11 protein-coding genes and 1 pseudogene are annotated in these 18,110 nt (G+C 45.0%); 3 read left to right on the forward strand and 9 right to left on the reverse strand.

What is annotated here, in order from left to right:
* Nucleotides 1–3 precede the first annotated feature (3 nt).
* From ACGHVY_RS23745 to ACGHVY_RS23775, 7 genes and pseudogenes are all read right to left on the reverse strand, one after another.
* A complete protein-coding gene (locus tag ACGHVY_RS23745) occupies nucleotides 4–1,725 on the reverse strand; it encodes a RagB/SusD family nutrient uptake outer membrane protein (protein ID WP_390601974.1) in 1,722 nt (573 codons plus the stop codon).
* Nucleotides 1,726–1,759: 34 nt separating this feature from the next.
* A complete protein-coding gene (locus tag ACGHVY_RS23750) occupies nucleotides 1,760–5,029 on the reverse strand; it encodes a SusC/RagA family TonB-linked outer membrane protein (protein WP_390601975.1) in 3,270 nt (1,089 codons plus the stop codon).
* A gap of 420 nt (nucleotides 5,030–5,449) precedes the next feature.
* A pseudogene (locus ACGHVY_RS23755) lies at nucleotides 5,450–6,387 on the reverse strand (hypothetical protein).
* A 173-nt stretch (nucleotides 6,388–6,560) separates the two neighbouring features.
* Nucleotides 6,561–7,637 carry an alpha/beta hydrolase gene (locus tag ACGHVY_RS23760; protein WP_390601976.1) on the reverse strand — a complete coding sequence of 359 codons (1,077 nt, stop codon included), beginning with the start codon at nucleotides 7,635–7,637 and terminating at the stop codon, nucleotides 6,561–6,563.
* A 12-nt stretch (nucleotides 7,638–7,649) separates the two neighbouring features.
* The gene (locus ACGHVY_RS23765; RefSeq protein ID WP_390601977.1) at nucleotides 7,650–7,895 is read right to left on the reverse strand and encodes a hypothetical protein; all 246 of its coding nucleotides are present in this window, start codon (nucleotides 7,893–7,895) and stop codon (nucleotides 7,650–7,652) included.
* A 21-nt stretch (nucleotides 7,896–7,916) separates the two neighbouring features.
* Nucleotides 7,917–8,216, reverse strand: a complete 300-nt coding sequence (locus ACGHVY_RS23770; protein WP_390601978.1) for an aldo/keto reductase — start codon at nucleotides 8,214–8,216, stop codon at nucleotides 7,917–7,919.
* 107 nt (nucleotides 8,217–8,323) lie between these two features.
* Nucleotides 8,324–9,160, reverse strand: a complete 837-nt coding sequence (locus tag ACGHVY_RS23775) for a helix-turn-helix domain-containing protein (RefSeq protein ID WP_390601979.1) — start codon at nucleotides 9,158–9,160, stop codon at nucleotides 8,324–8,326.
* A gap of 810 nt (nucleotides 9,161–9,970) precedes the next feature.
* On the opposite strand from ACGHVY_RS23775, the gene ychF reads away from it, so the two are divergent.
* Genes ychF through lgt form a run of 3 tightly spaced genes read left to right on the forward strand, consistent with a single transcriptional unit; the run spans nucleotide 9,971 to nucleotide 12,923 of the window.
* The gene (gene ychF, locus ACGHVY_RS23780; protein WP_308744078.1) at nucleotides 9,971–11,074 is read left to right on the forward strand and encodes a redox-regulated ATPase YchF; all 1,104 of its coding nucleotides are present in this window, start codon (nucleotides 9,971–9,973) and stop codon (nucleotides 11,072–11,074) included.
* A gap of 47 nt (nucleotides 11,075–11,121) precedes the next feature.
* A complete protein-coding gene (locus tag ACGHVY_RS23785; protein ID WP_390601980.1) occupies nucleotides 11,122–12,039 on the forward strand; it encodes a ketopantoate reductase family protein in 918 nt (305 codons plus the stop codon).
* A gap of 17 nt (nucleotides 12,040–12,056) precedes the next feature.
* Entirely contained in the window at nucleotides 12,057–12,923 is an 867-nt protein-coding gene (gene lgt / locus ACGHVY_RS23790; protein ID WP_390601981.1) for a prolipoprotein diacylglyceryl transferase, read from the forward strand.
* Between the two features lie 71 nt (nucleotides 12,924–12,994).
* On the opposite strand, the gene mutS is transcribed toward lgt, so the two are convergent.
* Nucleotides 12,995–15,583 (reverse strand): DNA mismatch repair protein MutS, encoded by a 2,589-nt coding sequence (mutS, locus tag ACGHVY_RS23795; protein WP_308744084.1) that lies wholly within the window; start codon nucleotides 15,581–15,583, stop codon nucleotides 12,995–12,997.
* Between the two features lie 404 nt (nucleotides 15,584–15,987).
* Nucleotides 15,988–18,087: a glycoside hydrolase family 2 protein gene (locus tag ACGHVY_RS23800; RefSeq protein ID WP_390601982.1), complete on the reverse strand. Its 2,100-nt coding sequence runs from the start codon at nucleotides 18,085–18,087 to the stop codon at nucleotides 15,988–15,990.
* Nucleotides 18,088–18,110: the final 23 nt, after the last annotated feature.

Below are 18,110 nucleotides of genomic sequence, written 5' to 3' on the forward strand. Positions count from 1 at the left end.
TTATTAATGTGAATAACCGGGATTCTGTTTCAAATAATGGTTCTGCGAGAGCATGGTAGCAGTAAGGGGGAAAATCTCGCAATGCTTGTCAGGGTCCGCCGACTTTTCCCACCATATTCCCGAAGAGAATTTGTCAAACCTTATCAGATCTATGCGACGCCGGCTTTCGGCAAAGAATTCCCTGCCCCATTCGTCAAGCATTTCATTCATATCGAGCACTGCGCTTCCTTCAGGAGCATAGAGAACTTCATCATAGACTTCTTCAGGATAATTGCGGCGACGGACTGAATTCAGCAGTCTTGCTGCCCCGTCGACGTCATTCCGGCGCAGTTTACATTCTGCAAGCGAATAGATAATCTCAGGCAGACGGATTTCAACGAAATCAGCCTCCAACTGATATCTTTTCTCATCATCGCCGTAGAAAGGATATTTGACAAAAGCCCAACCCGAGTTGCGGTCGGCAGTAGTCATATCGCTGGTGCCGCCCAGCCAACTGTCAGCGTCAAGACTACCGAAATTTCCCACTGCGTCACGAAGATAGATGTCATACTGGTCGCCAGCCGTAATACGTTTGGTCGCACCATCCTCTTCATATTCGAGATAGCCGTAAAGGAACATACCCTCACGCTTTCCGTTTCCGAGATTGCGGTATTTGGTCATACGTGCATCCTGAGGATATTTACGGAATTTCTGCACCGGCATTCCAAGTTCGAAATTATAGAGCTCTCCATAGGTTGAATAGCTTGGAGAAACGGAATAACGCTGATTGTGGACTCCGGCATTAGCTTTTGTATCGCCGAAATATTTATTGGAATTATACGGCACGGTATTCCAATAAGTTCCTCCGACCTCATGATCATAGACCCAGAAAGTATAGCCTCCAGAAGAAGGAAAACCGAAAATCATCTCATCGCTGGTATCATTGTTCCAATCAAAAATCTCATCCCAGCCGTCTCCGATTGTATAAGGTCCGTATTCGCCATCAAGAATTTTCTGAGCATATAAAGCACAATCATCATAACGGTCCACACCGAGATATACTTCAGCATTCAAATAAAGTCTCACAAGAAGAGCAGCCGCCCCGGCTTTAGTCCAGCGTCCTTCAATCGAAGCCTGGGTACCGAGCGCCTGCTTCTGCTCTATATAATTGAGACAGTCCAGAAGTTCGTCTTCTATGAATTTAAAAGTCACTTCGGGTGCCACCTGCTCTGTATCTTTTATAGTAGCTCCTGTGTAAAAGGTTATCAGGGGAATATTGCGATAAGCATCCAAAAGTCTCAGATAAAACCATGCACGGAGCACACGGTTCTGGGATTTCCAGTTGTCAAACTCAGCTTTAGTGAGTCCAAAATCTTCAGGACTAAGTCTGTCTAATTCTTCCAAAGAGAAATTACATTCTCCAACGCCTTGAAAGCAACTGCTCCACTCACTTGGATAGAGTTCTATCGTAGGGTCTATATCATGGGTATGAAGACGGCGCCACATTCCATTATTATCCCAAGTGCCGTCATCCCTCTTTGGGCAGATAATCTGGTCAGCCGTAAGTTCATTAGTAAACATACGGGCAGTAATTGTCCAGTATGCATGTTCAAAAGGACGATAAACCATACGTTTGATGTCAGACGCTTTGTGATAGTAGTTGTCCGAGCCTATTGAACCATATAGTTTCTCGTCAAGATTGGTACACGATGCCATTGCCACACAGGCAAGAAGCATTAAAATCATTTTTTTAACTGTCAGTTTCATTTTAGCGTCATTTTTAGAAATCAATCTGCAAACCTAACATATACTGTCTTGTAGACGGATAGAATCTGCGGTTGCCAGTGGCTGAAGGTGTAAGACCATTGACATTATATAATGAAGGGTCAATACCTGAAAAGCCTGTGATTGTAAACAGATTATTGGCAGAGCAGTAAATTCGCAGGCTCTCGATAAAACGTACATCTTTCAATTTGAGCGTATAACCCAAGGTCAACTGTTCGAGTTTGAAATAATCTCCTCTTTCAAGAAAATAATCCGTTGCCACATGAGGAGATGTAGGGCTTATATCAAAATTTTTGCTATAAGCTTTGGTAAGCATATTGCCATTGAATTTACGGGTGCCGTAATAGAAATCATGGATATTGAAAATATCGAAACCGAAAGCTCCTCTGAAAAAGAGAGAAAGGTCGAAATTCTTGTAACGGAAGTTATGGGTGGTGGAAAAAGTAAATTCAGGCAGACCGTTTCCACAGATCTGCTTGTCATTCTCATCTGCCATCCAGGCCTCGATTATATCCCCGTCACGGTCATAGACCATCCATTCGCCTTTGTCATTGATGCCTGCATATTTCCACATATAGAAATTTCCCACCGGTTGTCCTTCCTCAATGCGCTGAAGATAGAATCCCCCGAAAGGGCCCTCAGTTCCTGCTACATCATAGTATTTGTTTCCCACATAGGTACTGTTGCTGAAAGAGAGGAAGCGGTTGCGGTTGGTCGCACCCACGAGGTCAAAATTGTAGTTGAAGTCTTTCATATTCACCGCCACGATGTTGAGATTGAACTCAAAACCAAGATTGGACATAGTTCCGACATTAACTGTTGAATTGGCATGTGTATATGGTGGCATAGGGACTTCGTATGTTCCCAACAGGTCGGTAGTCTTGCGATTATAGAAGTTAAGCGAACCTGAGAAGCGTCCCTTGAACATGGAGAAATCAATACCGATGTTCATATTACGGCTTTTCTCCCAACCAAGATCAGGATTGACATTAGTCGCTGTTCCCCAGACCTGAGTGAATTTTCCGTCAATAAGATAGTAGCCATAGCCTTTCATTGCCGGGATAGACTGATAACTGCTGAAATCCTGGTTACCTGTCTCTCCGTAGTCACCCCTCAATTTGAGTTCATCCAACCAATCAACAACACCCTGCATAAACGGTTCTTCATTAATGCGCCATCCAAGTGAAACTGCTGGAAAATTACCCCATTTGTGATTGGCACCGAATTTTGAAGAGCCCTCGCGACGTAGTGACACCGTTATGAAATACCTGCTTTTCCAATCATAACTCACACGGCCGAAAAAGGAAATCAGTTTACTGGAATTGCGGTAACTGTCCATACCAACTATACCTTCTTCAGTCGCATAAGACCCTGAACCTATATTATCGGAAGTGACTCCGTCATTGGCAAAATCGCGGTTCATAGCAGAATGTCCGCTGTTTTCCCACTCATTGTAGCTGTAACCAAGCACTGCCTTAACACTGTTGTCACCGAACTTTCCACTGAAATTACCTATCCACTCCAGCATTTTCATACGGCTGAAATCTGATGAACGACGAGCCTCACCTTCAAAACCACCATTGATTGCATCATTGGATGTAGAAGGAATATAGGAATTGGTGTCACTCACATAATGATAATCTGCAAGAGTCACCTGCGTGTTCAAAACAAGGTCATGAGTGGGGTCTTTAAGCAGGACAGGCAGAAGATTGAGCTTTGCAGTTGCGTCCCAGTCTATAACTTTTTCGTCTACGCCGGCTTTATTAAGCAACTGACGTTCAACAGGGTTATATTTTATAATCTGGTTATCGAAATTGAAATAACGGGTGGGATCCTCAGGATCCATAAGAGGAGTTGTAGGATTGGCTTCAAGTGCCCATCTGAACACATCCCACTCGGCATACACCTTGCTTACAACCCTCGGAGCGAGATTTGCAGTAAAAGTAAAGAGTCCGTCTTTGGTGGTATGCATAATAGATGCCCTTCCGCCATATCCCTCACGCTTTGATTTTAGGTCAATACCATGTGCCTGCCTGTAGTCTACGCTCACGCGGTAGTTTGTGCGGCTGTTGCCTCCTGAAAGACTGAGAGTATGCTTGTGGGTAAAACCAGTGCGGCTTACTCCATCCAGCCAATCATAATCTCCTCCGTAGTCAGTGCCTGTGTCGCCCCAAGCCGCAGGATAGCGACGATATTCGTCGGCGGTCATCATATCAAGTTCCTTTTTCATAACATCCCAAGAGACAGCACTGGAATAGCTTGTATGGATAACTCCGTCCTGACTGCCACGTTTGGTGGTAATAAGAATGACACCATTGGCTCCACGTGTTCCATAAATGGCGGATGCCGCACCATCCTTCAGCACATCAAAAGAGGCAATATCCTGAGGATTGACATCATTCATGCTGCTGTGAGGCACACCGTCAATGACAACAAGAGGGCCGAGTCCCGACTGACGCGAAGACACACCCCTGAGCTGTATGCTTGAGGTCGAGTTCGGATCAGCTGCACCTATATTAACAATCGAAACACCTGCGACCTTGCCCTGAATAAGTTTTGCAGGGTCTGAAGAACTGATTTTAAGAAAATCCTTCTCACCGATATGTGCAACTGCCGAGGTCACCTCTTTCTTATCCATAGTACCATAACCAATAACAACAACCTCATTCAGAAGTTCTATATCTTCGGTCATTATCACATTCAGTTTTCTTCCGGCCACTGCTTTTTGCTTGATGGTGTTGAAGCCTATACAAGAAAAGGAAAGTACAGCTCCTGGACCGACTTCAATGGTGTAGGCTCCGTTTACATCCGTCACGACACCTGTCGTTCCGGATATGACGGACACACCAATGAGCGGCTCTCCGGAATTGTCGGTAACTATTCCTTCTACTATAATTCCTGATGTCTCCTGCTTTTGTTTTTCCTTTGAGGGAGTAGTTGCAGGAAGTTCCGAAATAATAATGTGATTTCTCTCCAGTCTGTAAGTGAGTTTCCTTTCAGAAAGGATCGATTGAAGTACAACAGACAAAGGCTTGTCCTTTATCCTGACCGTCACCGGGGCAGCCTTGGAAATGTGGTCGTTGTTGTAGAAGAAAGTGTACTCCGTCTGGCGTTCAAGTTCGTCCAGGACTTTCACCAGCGGCTGTTTTGTGACGTTGATACTCACTTTAGTATCTTGCGCCTCTGCTACAGGGCCCCAAATGGTTCCGGCTAACAGGAATACCATCAATTGAAGCGCCCTCTTCAGCAATCTTCGTTTTTTCATGTAATAATACCTTAGCAAAGTGAATTAAATATATGTCCCCTTTTTCAGGGATTCAATATAAAGACAAACTTCCATGCCCCACCCACAGAATAAAATTCTGTTTTTGATTTTCTATAAGAAATATCAAGCCAAATACTAAATATTCTCGAAACGGTTATACCCGAAAAAAAGAAAATCAAGCAATTAAATGAAAAAAAGAACTGGACGGTTATTGATTCAATAATCTCTTATCTTTACATGGTCGTAGCGCGATATGTATTTACATTTTAGATAAAAAAGCGAGCTGGTTTATATGCCAAAGAAAAGCGAAAATATAATACCACAATAACAGAAAAAATAGCAGCAAGTTACTCATGTTTGTAAGAGTAGCTTGCTGCTATTTTTATAGTGTTTATATCTTTATCAGAGGAGCATAATATATTAATCAATGTATTGTTTGATTAACTCCACTGGCATTGACAATTGTTTGGATATCTCTTCAATCGATGTCCCATTTTTACAGAGCATCTTAATCATTGAACGAATCACTTGTTCTTTCTGTTCAATCAACTGTTCTTTCTGTTCAATCAACTGCTCTTTCTGCTCAATTTCCTTATTCTTCATCATAATTGTCGTATCCCTGTCCTCTATTTCAGAAAGAATTTCGTCTTCTATCTCCATGGCACGCCGCACGTTGGGTGCAGCGGCAGCCTTCAGCAGCCGATGAACAACACACTTCACTTCATCATCAAGATGCTCATCGTTAATTTCCAGATAGTGTTCGCTATCAGCCTGCCGATATTCTTGGTCAAATACACTCAGCAGACGTTCAAGACGGTTACGAGTTCGTCCGGTGAGGAAAGGAATCTGCACGATGATGCTGTCATGAGTCAGACTCTCTATGAAGGGGTCGGGAGAAGGAAGAGGATTGTCATCATAATCCAGATAGCGGCGGTGCACGTAAACCACCGGCTCGGTCAGGTTACCCAAGGGGTGTCCCAGAATGTAGATAGAAATGATGGGCAAACCATATGTACGCCTTTGTCCATGCTCATTCTTTTCTTCGATAATGTTCTCCTTGTTGAGATACTGCGTGCCCAGATACTGCCGGAAGCGCAAGGTTTCAGTAATGAGCCAAGTCTTTTGCAGTTCGATAAGGACAAGGTGTTCTGCACCGTCATTCTCACGAATCTTTGCTGAAAAGTCTATACGAAAGATGAGATGCGAGTATGTTCCATGGAAGTATACTCGTGGCGGCGCATTTCAAGGTCTATAATATCCTTTTTGAGCAATGCGGAAAGAAATATCTTGGCGACTTTCTTGTCTTCCATTAAGTATTTGAAGACAGCGTCGTAAATGGGATTGGCGATGATAGTCATATTGCTTATAGTTTAATAATTAAGCAAATATACTTCTTTTATTTGATTAATGAGAGAATGAAAAGGTTAAATTCTTCTATCGGAAAGGAATTACGACATTCTAAGTTACATCGATTGATTCCTCATATTCTAGGATTAAAGAAGTATCAAAAGTTTCGTTCTCATGCCGTCTGTTATTTAAGATTTGACCTGAAAAATGTTTCCATCTTATCGAACGGGATAACGGTCAAATTGTCGTAAAGGTCTGTATGGTTTGCACCGGGAATAATCATCAGTTCCTTGTTGTCACCTTTCAACTTCTTGAACGCATCTTCGCCGAAGTAACGGGAGTGCGCCTTTTCGCCATGAATGATAAGTACGGCATTCTCTATTTCGTTTGCACGGCTCATAAGCGGGAAGTTGATGAATGGGATGGTTTCCGTCGCATTCCGTCCCTGATTGGAGTTGAGCGAGCGTTCGTGATAACCGCGCGGGGTCTTGTAGTAGGCGTGGTAGTCCTTGAAGAACTGCGGAGCATCGGCAGGCAATTCATCGGGAACACCACCGCCCGGTTTCGGGAAGCCGTTACGGAAATCCTCGGTACGTTGTGCGGCGAGGGTCTTGCGGAGCGCATTACGGGCTTCGGCGTTGTCATCGGCATCGAAATAGCCGTTGGCACTGACGCGGCTCATGTCGTACATCGTCGAAGCGACGGTAGCCTTGATGCGCGGGTCGGCGGCGGCAGCGTTGATGGCCAGCCCGCCCCAGCCGCAAATGCCGATGATACCGATTTGTTCGGGCTCTGCCTTGTCATTGGTCGCAAGGAAATCGACGGCCGCCGAAAAATCCTCGGTGTTGATGTCGGGCGACACTACATAGCGGGGTTCGCCGCCACTCTCTCCGGTGTAAGAGGGGTCGAAAGCAACGGTCAGGAAACCGCGTTCGGCCATTGTCTGTGCATACAGTCCGGCTGCCTGTTCCTTGACTGCCCCGAACGGCCCGCAGACAGCGATGGCGGGCAGTTTACCGGTGGCATTCTTGGGTTCATAAAGATCGGCCGCCAGCGTGATGCCATAGCGGTTGGTAAATGTTACTTTACTGTGGTTCACCTTGTCGCTCTGCGGAAAGGTCTTGTCCCATTCCTGTGTCAAATTCAATGTCTTCATATTATCACTTGTTTTTTGATTTGTTATACTGTTCGTGCAGCCGGCAAGCAGTCCTATTCCGAACAAGGCTGTAATGGCTGCGATTTTCAGAGTCGTTGTTTTCATTCTACTATTATATCATTCTGTTTTATAATGCAAAGGTACAGCGATAAAACAGAGCGGAAATTCATGTTCGTTTTCATAAGAATCTATTTTATCATTGTTTTTAATACCAATCGTGTTTCTCGTTTCGGTCATTTGGTCAGGCGATTTGCCATGCGCTTTCGTAATCCGGCCGATTGTTTCATTGCCGAGCATGGCCGTCGTATAACCTCTGCCTCCGAGCGGATACCAGCCTTCGATGACGATGACGTTCTCGTGCATGAATTTTACGACTTCCTTTTCCTAATAGTAAGGATGTATTTCATTTTGAACCAATACCGGCTTTATGGTCACTTGAGGTAGAAAATCCGTCATTTCCCTGATATAATAGTTCGACACGCCGACTAACCGGATTTTTCCGGCTTTGACAGCCCGCAGGTCGAACATTCCGTTTCCGGTTACAGGTTCAGGTGTCGGGTCGGGATTCGGTTCAGGTTCGGGAACCGTATTCTCTGTCTTTTTCGGAGAATCATCGGAGTTGCAAGCACTTACCGTAACGGACAGGCTACATACCATCATGAAAGATATTAACCACTTTATCATAACTATTTCTTTTTATGTTTCTGATTTCGGTGGCAAAGTTAAAGAGAAAGCCTCACAGCGGAATTGCTGTGAGGCTCAAATAAGATTTCCCAAAAGGTCAATTCGAGTTACACGAATGCGGCGGTCGGCGATATGCCGTATTGTTTCTTGAAAGCGGTCGAAAAGTGCGATGGATTCTTGAAACCCACTTCGGCATAGACATCCACGACTTTTTTACCGCCCTCCTTCATTTTGGCATAGGCCACTTCGAGCCGTTTTCGGATAAGCCATTTTTCGGGTGTCAGGTCACTGACTTTCTTGAAATCCCGCTTGAACGTAGCAAGGCTGCGTCCCGTGTAATGCGCCATCTCTTCCATCGTGAACTCGTACATGTAGTTCTCGTTCATAAATTCCATGATGTCGATTTTCCACGGCTCGTTGAAATCGAAGAGGGTTGGAGCGAACCGCTTGTCGATATGCAGCAGCGCAAGCAGCCCCTCCTGCAATTTCAAGTTCATGAAATCGTCTTTGGGTTTCACTTCCGGATCGAAGTAAGGGGTCATGGAAGCGAACAGGCTGGCGAGCTCTACTGTTTTCGGCAGTTTGATTACGCCCGAATCGAGTTTGGAAGTACTGACCGATACTTTACGTTGTTCCAACTTGCCGTACATTTCCCGCAAGAAACGACGCGTGAACATCAGAAAGATACCACAGTAACGTTCGCCATCCTTTGTCTTTTTATACATCGTGATGTGATGGTCGCGCGGAATAAACACGCATTCGCCTTTCCCTACATGAATCTGTTCAGTCCCGTTGTCGAGAATCATCTCACCCGAATAGACATAATTGATGGCATATTCACGGGAGCGGTGTATGCACCCGCTGAGGTCGTCGTAGAAGAAGCTGTAAAATACATCATTATAATTGAATATGAGCTTCATCGGGCCTAATTGTTCGTCTGTCATAATGCTTTGGTTTTATTTCCGATTGCAAATATAACGAAATGATTTCATTTCTCTGCGGCTCATATTCGTTTTTTCATTGCAGCGTATGTTTTATGGTTTTCAATCGAGTTATTGTCTCCAGCTACCGTAACGGGCATTCATGCGCTGGCGCAATTCTTCCTGCTTGGTGTTTTTGTAGTAGTGTTTTTCGGTATAGATCGGGAAAACGTAGTTGTCGATGCATAGACAATCATGCCTTCCTTTTCGTTAATCATGTCCCATGTCAAGTTGACGACATCGACGTTAGCCATACCGCCGCTGTAAAAGCTGAAAAGGAAAAGGTTGAGAGTGAGGTGCGGAACTGCTTGTACATGCCGTCGGTGCCGATACTCCTAACGTTCTTGAATTTCTCATGGTTCTCGAAGTATTCGATTCTGGCGTTGATGAGCTGGAGGCGGATTCAAAACTTTGGGTTTCGTTGTTCCAGTATTTGTAAGCTCCGGTAATGTTGACGACCCGTGGAATGCGGGTGTAACCGGTCTTGTAGAAAATCATTTCCAGCTTGACCATCTTGGGGTCTTTGAGTCTTTGAGACTTTTGAATGTGATTGAACAATGCATATCGTTTTCTAGGATATGATATAATGAACGAAACAAACTGAAACTTTCTACCTATATTCTATTCTCTAATGCTCAAACTGCGTTCTTTTCAAAACCACCAGAGCAGCAGGAAAAGACAGAAAGTGCACCAAATTTCCTTTATTAGTTCAAAAATGATTATCTTTGCAAACTAAAATGAGCAACTTGGTAACAAAAGTAATAATAGATTAATATGGCATTGCAATGTGGTATTGTAGGACTACCGAACGTGGGTAAGTCGACACTTTTCAACTGTTTGTCGAACGCGAAAGCACAGGCGGCAAATTTCCCTTTCTGTACAATTGAACCGAATGTAGGTGTAATCACCGTCCCCGACGAACGTCTGAATGCACTGGCAGAGTTAGTGCATCCCCAACGAATTGTCCCTACAACCGTAGAAATCGTAGATATCGCCGGACTGGTAAAAGGCGCAAGCAAAGGTGAAGGACTGGGAAACAAGTTCCTTGCCAATATCCGTGAGACAGACGCAATTATTCACGTACTCCGTTGCTTTGACGATGAAAACGTGACGCATGTAGACGGAAGTGTAAATCCTGTCCGCGACAAAGAAATCATCGACTACGAACTTCAGTTGAAAGACCTGGAAACCATCGAAAGCCGTATTCAGAAAGTACAGAAACAGGCACAGACAGGTGGCGACAAGGCCGCCAAACAGGCTTATGACGTACTGGTGCGATATAAAGACGCTCTGGAACAAGGGAAATCGGCGCGTACCGTTACTTTCGAGACCAAAGACGAACAGAAGATTGCCCGTGAACTGTTCCTGCTGACCAGCAAACCGGTAATGTACGTTTGTAACGTAGACGAAGCAAGCGCTGTAAACGGCAACAAATACGTAGACATGGTACGTGAAGCTGTAAAAGACGAGGATGCCCAAATCCTGATTGTCGCAGCCAAGACAGAAGCGGACATCGCCGAACTGGAAACGTATGAAGACCGCCAGATGTTCCTTGCCGAAGTGGGTCTGGAAGAGTCGGGCGTAGCACGTCTTATCAAATCGGCTTATAAGTTATTGAACCTTGAGACTTACTTCACAGCCGGCGTACAGGAAGTACGTGCCTGGACTTACGAGAAAGGTTGGAAAGCTCCGCAATGCGCAGGTGTTATCCATACCGATTTTGAGAAAGGGTTCATCCGTGCGGAAGTTATCAAATACGAAGATTATATCCAATACGGCTCGGAAGCAGCCGTGAAGGAAGCCGGAAAAATGGGTGTGGAAGGAAAAGAATATATCGTGCAGGATGGCGACATCATGCATTTCCGTTTCAACGTGTGATTATCAATAACCACCGACGACTTATTAATTACTAATTCGCTAACAATATGAAATATCTCATTGCAGGAACGGGAGGTGTAGGCGGCAGTATTGCAGGATTCTTGTCGCTGGCAGGCAAAGATATAACTTGTATTGCCCGTGGAGCTCATTTGCAGTCGATTCAAACGAACGGTTTGAAACTGAAGTCGGATTTGAAGGGCGAACATACGCTCCGGATTCCGGCTACTACCGCTGAAGAATTTAACGGGAAAGCAGATGTGATATTTGTATGCGTGAAAGGTTATTCGGTCGATTCTATCGTAGACCTGATAAAGAGGGCTGCACACAAAGACACAGTTATCATCCCTATTCTAAATGTGTACGGTACAGGGCCGCGCATACAAAAGCTGGTTCCGGAAGTCACCGTTCTCGACGGATGCATCTATATCGTAGGTTTTGTTTCCGGCACAGGAGAAATTACTCAAATGGGAAAGATATTCCGGCTGGTATATGGCGCCCATCGCGGCACGGTTGTAAAACCCGGATTGCTGGAAGCCATACAGCAGGATTTGCTGGAATCAGGTATAAAGGCAGACCTGTCACCGGACATCAACCGGGATACGTTCATCAAATGGTCGTTCATCTCCGCAATGGCTGTAACAGGCGCTTATTACGACGTTCCGATGGGAGAAGTACAGAAACCGGGAAAGGTACGGGATACATTTATCGGACTTTCTACGGAAAGCGCCGCTTTAGGAAAGAAGCTGGGGGTTGAATTTCCGGAAGACCCCGTCGGCTACAATTTGAAAGTCATCGACAAGCTTGACCCTGAAAGTACCGCTTCCATGCAGAAAGACCTGGCACGCGGACACGACTCGGAGATACAAGGACTGCTCTTCGACATGATTGCGGCAGCCGAAGAACAAGGAATAGATATACCGACCTACCGGATGGTTGCGGAGAAATTCAAAGAATTTAATCATTAACATTAATCCAATATAGAATGAATACCATGCTATTATCCATCAACTGGAACCCGAATCCCGAACTATTCAACTTGTTCGGCATTTCTATCCGTTATTACGGATTACTGTGGGCAGTAGGAATATTCTTTGCTTATGTGATTGTTCACTACCAGTACCGGGATAAAAAGATAGAGGAGAAGAAGTTTGACCCGCTTTTCTTTTACTGTTTCTTTGGTATTCTGATCGGTGCACGTCTGGGACACTGCCTGTTCTATGACCCGGGATATTACCTGTCCCATTTTTGGGAGATGATTCTTCCCATCAAATTCTTACCGGATGGAAACTGGAAATTCACCGGATATGAAGGACTTGCCAGCCACGGCGGTACATTAGGACTGATAATCGCTCTTTGGCTGTATTGCCGCAAGACAAAACTTCATTATATGGACGTGCTGGATATGATTGCCGTAGCTACTCCCATCACGGCTTGTTTCATCCGCCTTGCCAACCTGATGAACTCCGAAATCATCGGCAAACCGTCCAATGTGCCCTGGGCATTCGTTTTCGAACGTGTGAAAGAATATGGAGCAAACGGTGAAATACTTCCGGCAATTCCCCGCCATCCGGGACAACTTTACGAAGCCATTGCTTATCTTATCCTGTTCTTCATCATGATTTACCTGTATAAGAATTACAGCAAGAAACTACACCGCGGCTTCTTCTTCGGACTCTGCCTGACTTACATCTTTGTCTTCCGCTTCTTCATCGAATTCCTGAAAGAAAACCAGGAAGATTTCGAAAACAGCATGATGCTCAATATGGGACAATGGTTAAGCGTTCCGTTTATAATAATAGGTGTCTACTTCATGTTCTTCTATGACAAGAAGAAAAAGAAAATAGCTTAAGGCAACAAAAAAGGGATTAGCGATGTTTGAGTCACTAATCCCTTTCTTCTTATTTCATTTATCAACTCTTCTTATTTCCCCCTGACTATCTTCTTGATATCATTCAGTTTATTCAACGCTTCAATAGGAGTGAGATTATTCACATCAAGATTCAATATCTCATCGCGAATCTGACAGAGAATCGGGTCATCCAACTGGAAGAAACTCAACTGCATACCACCACGGTTCTCGCTCACTTCCGCCAGTGGTTTGCCTGCTATTCCCTGTTGGCGATTATCGGATTCAAGTTGCTTCAATATCTCATTCGCACGCTTTACAATACTCTTCGGCATACCTGCCATCTTTGCCACATGGATACCGAAAGAGTGCTCACTGCCGCCACGTTCCAGTTTACGAAGGAAGATTACCTTGTTATCCACCTCTTTCACTGATACATTATAATTCTTGATACGCTTGAAAGATTTCTCCATCTCATTCAGTTCATGATAATGCGTGGCAAATAATGTGCGCGCTTTCGCTTTCGAATGCTCATGGATATATTCCACAATCGCCCAGGCAATAGAGATACCGTCATACGTAGATGTACCGCGTCCCAATTCGTCAAACAGCACCAGGCTTCGGGAAGAAACATTGTTCAGAATATCCGCTGCTTCGTTCATCTCCACCATGAAAGTAGATTCACCTACGGAAATGTTATCACTCGCTCCCACACGGGTAAATATCTTATCTACCAGTCCGATATGCGCACTTTCCGCAGGGACGAACGAGCCGATTTGTGCCAGCAGCGTAATCAATGCCGTCTGACGCAAAAGCGCTGACTTACCCGCCATATTGGGACCAGTTATAATGATAATCTGCTGTGTAGTACTGTCCAGCATTACGTCATTGGCAATATACTTCTCGCCTATCGGAAGCTGCTTCTCAATCACCGGGTGACGTCCCTGGCGAATATCCAATACATCATTATCCTCAATGACCGGACGAATATAACGATTCTCACGAGCCACATTGGCGAATGACAACAAGCAATCCAGACGGGCAATCTGATTCGCGTTAATCTGTATCTGAGGAATAAATTCCATCAACGCCTGTACTAAATCCGTATATAGCTGCGTTTCCAGAACCAGAATCTTATCTTCCGCTCCGAGAATCTTTTCTTCGTATTCCTTCAACTCCTGTGTGATATAACGCTCAGCGTTGACCAGTGTCTGTTTACGAATCCATTCGGGTGGAACCTTATCCTTATGTACATTACGGACTTCAATATAATAACCGAATACGTTATTATAAGCCACTTTCAAACTCGGGATACCCGTCCTTTCGCTCTCACGCTGCTGTATCTGAAGCAGATAATCCTTTCCCGAATACGAAATCCGGCGCAGCTCGTCCAAATTTTCATTCACACCATCCTGAATGACTCCCCCCTTGTTGACAGCCAACGGCGGATCGTTCTTAATCTCCTTGGCAATCCGGTCGCGAATAGTGACACAAAGATTCAACTGCTCTCCTATCTGGTTCAAGCTTGCGTTATCGGCCTGCAAACACGCCAGCTTTATCGGCTCGATAGCCTGCAAAGCCACCTTTAGCTGCACCACCTCACGAGGTGATACACGCCCGACAGCCACTTTGGAGATGATACGCTCCAAATCCCCTATCAGATGCAACTGTTCTTCAATCAGTCCTTTAAAATCCGGCTGACGGAAGAAATACTCTACTACATTCAACCGCTCGTCAATCGGTTTCTTATCCTTCAAAGGAAAGACCATCCAGCGTTTCAGCAGACGTGCCCCCATCGGGCTGATCGTCCGGTCGATGACATTGAGCAAACTGCTTCCGCCATCATTCATATTGCCAATCAACTCAAGGCTGCGCACCGTAAACTTATCCAGGCGGACGTATTTGTCCTCCTCAATACGGGCCAGCGAAGTGATATGCCCAATCTGTGTATGCTGTGTCATCGTCAGGTATTGCAGGATAGCACCGGAAGCGATGATGCCATTCTTCAAATGCTCCACTCCGAAACCTTTCAGGTTCTTCGTTTCAAAATGTTTCAGCAACTTCTCACGGGCAGTAGTCTCCGTAAACACCCAGTCGTCCAATTCGAAGGTAAAGAATTTGTTGCCGAAATTTCCCTCAAACATCAGGCGCTTGCCCCGCTCGAAAAGAATTTCTTTCGGAGCGAAGTTATTCAGCAGTTTGTCCACATAGTCAAAAGGCCCTTCTGCAGTAAGAAACTCACCGGTAGATATATCAAGAAAGGCAACTCCACAGGAAGCTTTGCCGAAATGAACGGCAGCCAGGAAGTTATTCTCCTTATAGTTCAGTACATTATCATTGATGGAAACACCCGGAGTCACCAGTTCGGTAATCCCCCGTTTCACCAACTTCTTGGTCATTTTGGGGTCTTCCAACTGGTCGCAGATAGCGACACGTTTTCCGGCACGAACCAGTTTCGGGAGATATGTATCGAGAGCATGATGCGGGAATCCCGCCATCTCAATAGTTTTTCCTTTTCCGTTGGCACGTTTTGTCAGTGTGATTCCTAGAATTTCGGATGCGATGATGGCATCCGTAGAATATGTTTCATAAAAGTCGCCGCAACGAAACAGCATCACTGCATCCGGATGTTGTGCTTTCAAATCCAGAAACTGTTTCATCATCGGGGTGAGGACGATTTCTTCTTCGTTCACGGTTCTCTCCTTTTCTTTTTTATTGAATATATACTGTGATTATCGGAACAAAGATAATGGTTTTCCGGCAGAGAATCAACGGTACTCCCCGATTCTATTCTCAAAATAAGTGTTGCATACTTTTAAAAAGAAACAGCGTTTTTCTTAACAAACAGGACAAAACTATTAAAACGTGTTATAAAACATACTATTTTTCTTGGATAATTTGCTAATTTCCCAAGAGTCCGTATCTTTGCAATGTGTTTTTCATAGTATTAGATTTAAGGTTAACAAAGGTTGGAGCAAGGCGTTGCTCCTTTTTTTATGCCTGTACGTTTCCTCTAAGCTATTGCATAGAGGAAACGTAAAAACTGCATAGTAAGAAATTGCCGGATTTACCATCCGGCATGTTCGTTTTTGTTCTCGTGAGAATCCGCATCGCGCTTCTTTTCGCCTTCATAATTCCACTCAATCTCATCGGCATACTCTTTTCCACCATATATCACAACGGTCTTGAGCCTGTTTTTCCCATTATCAAGCGTCACTTGGTCAAGGATATAATGCACGTCCGTATATCCCTTGCGGATGCCTGTCAGTTCTTTACCATTCAAGTAAACTTTAGGCGTCCCGATATTTGAATAAACAGTGACGGAAGTCTGTTTCCGTTCGCGGTCTGTATTACGTCGCTGCGTCAGGTAGAGTACGGGAGATTTGCTCCAGTTCGCTTTATACCAATAATAAGAGTCCTTCTTTATTTTCCGGTCGAATGTCATCAGTCCTTTCAGGTTTCGTGCCGGTACACCGCCACGGCTCCACATAGGCACGGCGAAATCGAACATATTCCAAAGATAAGAGGCGATGATGTAAGGATGTTTAGCAATCACGCTCCACTGATATTCATGTGTCTTAGTCTGAAAAGTTTCGGGATAATAAGGTTTTCCCCAGTTCAGTGCATCCCCCAAATACTCCGTCTGGTGACCGATGTTTGCATCTGCTCCATATTCGGTCAACATTAGTTTCTGCCACGGATAATCTTTTTCAAGTCCTTCCACCCAAGGCTCAATGTCCTGCAACTTTTTCTCATACCAGCCAAAATAACGGTTCATCCCCTGTATGTCGGCATTCTGGTTCACCGGATGGTTAGCGTGTCCGAAACCGTTCACAGCAGCCGTATACCGGTCGGGATCTTCCGTCTTTGCCAGGTCATGAAGTGATTGGGTCAGTGCGGCTGTGTACTCATGAGGATGATAGACCTCATTATGCAGTCCCCATACATAAATGGAAGGATGATTGAAACTTTGACGGATCAGCTCACGGAGTTGCGTCTGTGCATTCTCCGCTTCATAGCCCGTCACCCGGTTGACAAAGGGAATTTCCGCCCAGATTATCAACCCCAATGAATCGCAGCGCGAATAAAGATAATCCGATTGCTGATAGTGGGCAAAACGTACGGTAGTGGCACCAATATCCATAATCTGAGCCAAGTCGAAATCATGTTCGCGATTGGTCAGCGCACTCCCCAGCCCCCACCAGTCCTGATGACGGGTGACACCATACATCGGATATTTCTCGCCATTGAGATAGAAACCTTTCCCGGCAATAATCTCGTAGTGACGAACGCCCAAAGGTTGCGTGACCTCATCAATCACTTTACCGTCCGCAAGCAGGCGCGACACCACTTTGTAAAGATAAGGATCTTCCCTACCTTGCCAAAGATGAGGATTATGGAGTTTAAAGGTCGATATATAGCTTTGTGTCCCCTGCGGAGTCAGTTCAATCGGCATACTCCGGGAAGCAACTTTTTTTCCTTCCTGCGTATAGATATAGTTCTCAAGAACCAGTTGGGCGGGAGTCAGACTGCCGTTGTCCAACTTCACTCTGACAGTGATGTCTGCCGAACGTTTCGATACGTTTTTCTGAGTAATATAAACACCGGGAGAAGCACAATCGGTCACTGTGATAGTATTCTGTTCCGTAATTATCAGCCACATGGGACGGTATATGCCACCATACACCCCAAACAAACTCTGATTGACAGGAATCACATCGGCACGCGCCGCATTGTCAGCCTTAACAATAATCTCGTTTTCAGCTCCCAACTTCAAGGCTGCGCCTATCTCAAATGCAAAAGCGCTATAACCGCCTTTATGCGTCCCTGCCAACTTACCGTTGACATAGACTTCCGTACAAGCTCCCACCCCTTCGAAACGAAGGAAGACGCGTTTGCCCGCCAATTCATTACCGAAGAACTGTTTCTTTCTGTAATAACCCACACCCTCATAGAATGCATCAGCTTTCTGCTGCATATCTTTCGCATTCCAAGTATGAGGGATGGTCACTTCTTCCCACTTACCGTCCCACTGGGCAGAAGCCCGCATGGGCTCCGCAGAGAACGGTCCCCGTTTGAATTGCCAACCGGCATTGAAGGAGATTACGTCGCGGGCAAATGCACCGTTTGTCACCACTCCTGCCAACAGAAACAGTAATACAATCATTGTATTTCTCACCATTTTATTAA

This window comes from Bacteroides sp. f07 (assembly GCF_042854785.1).
GTDB lineage: Bacteria > Bacteroidota > Bacteroidia > Bacteroidales > Bacteroidaceae > Bacteroides.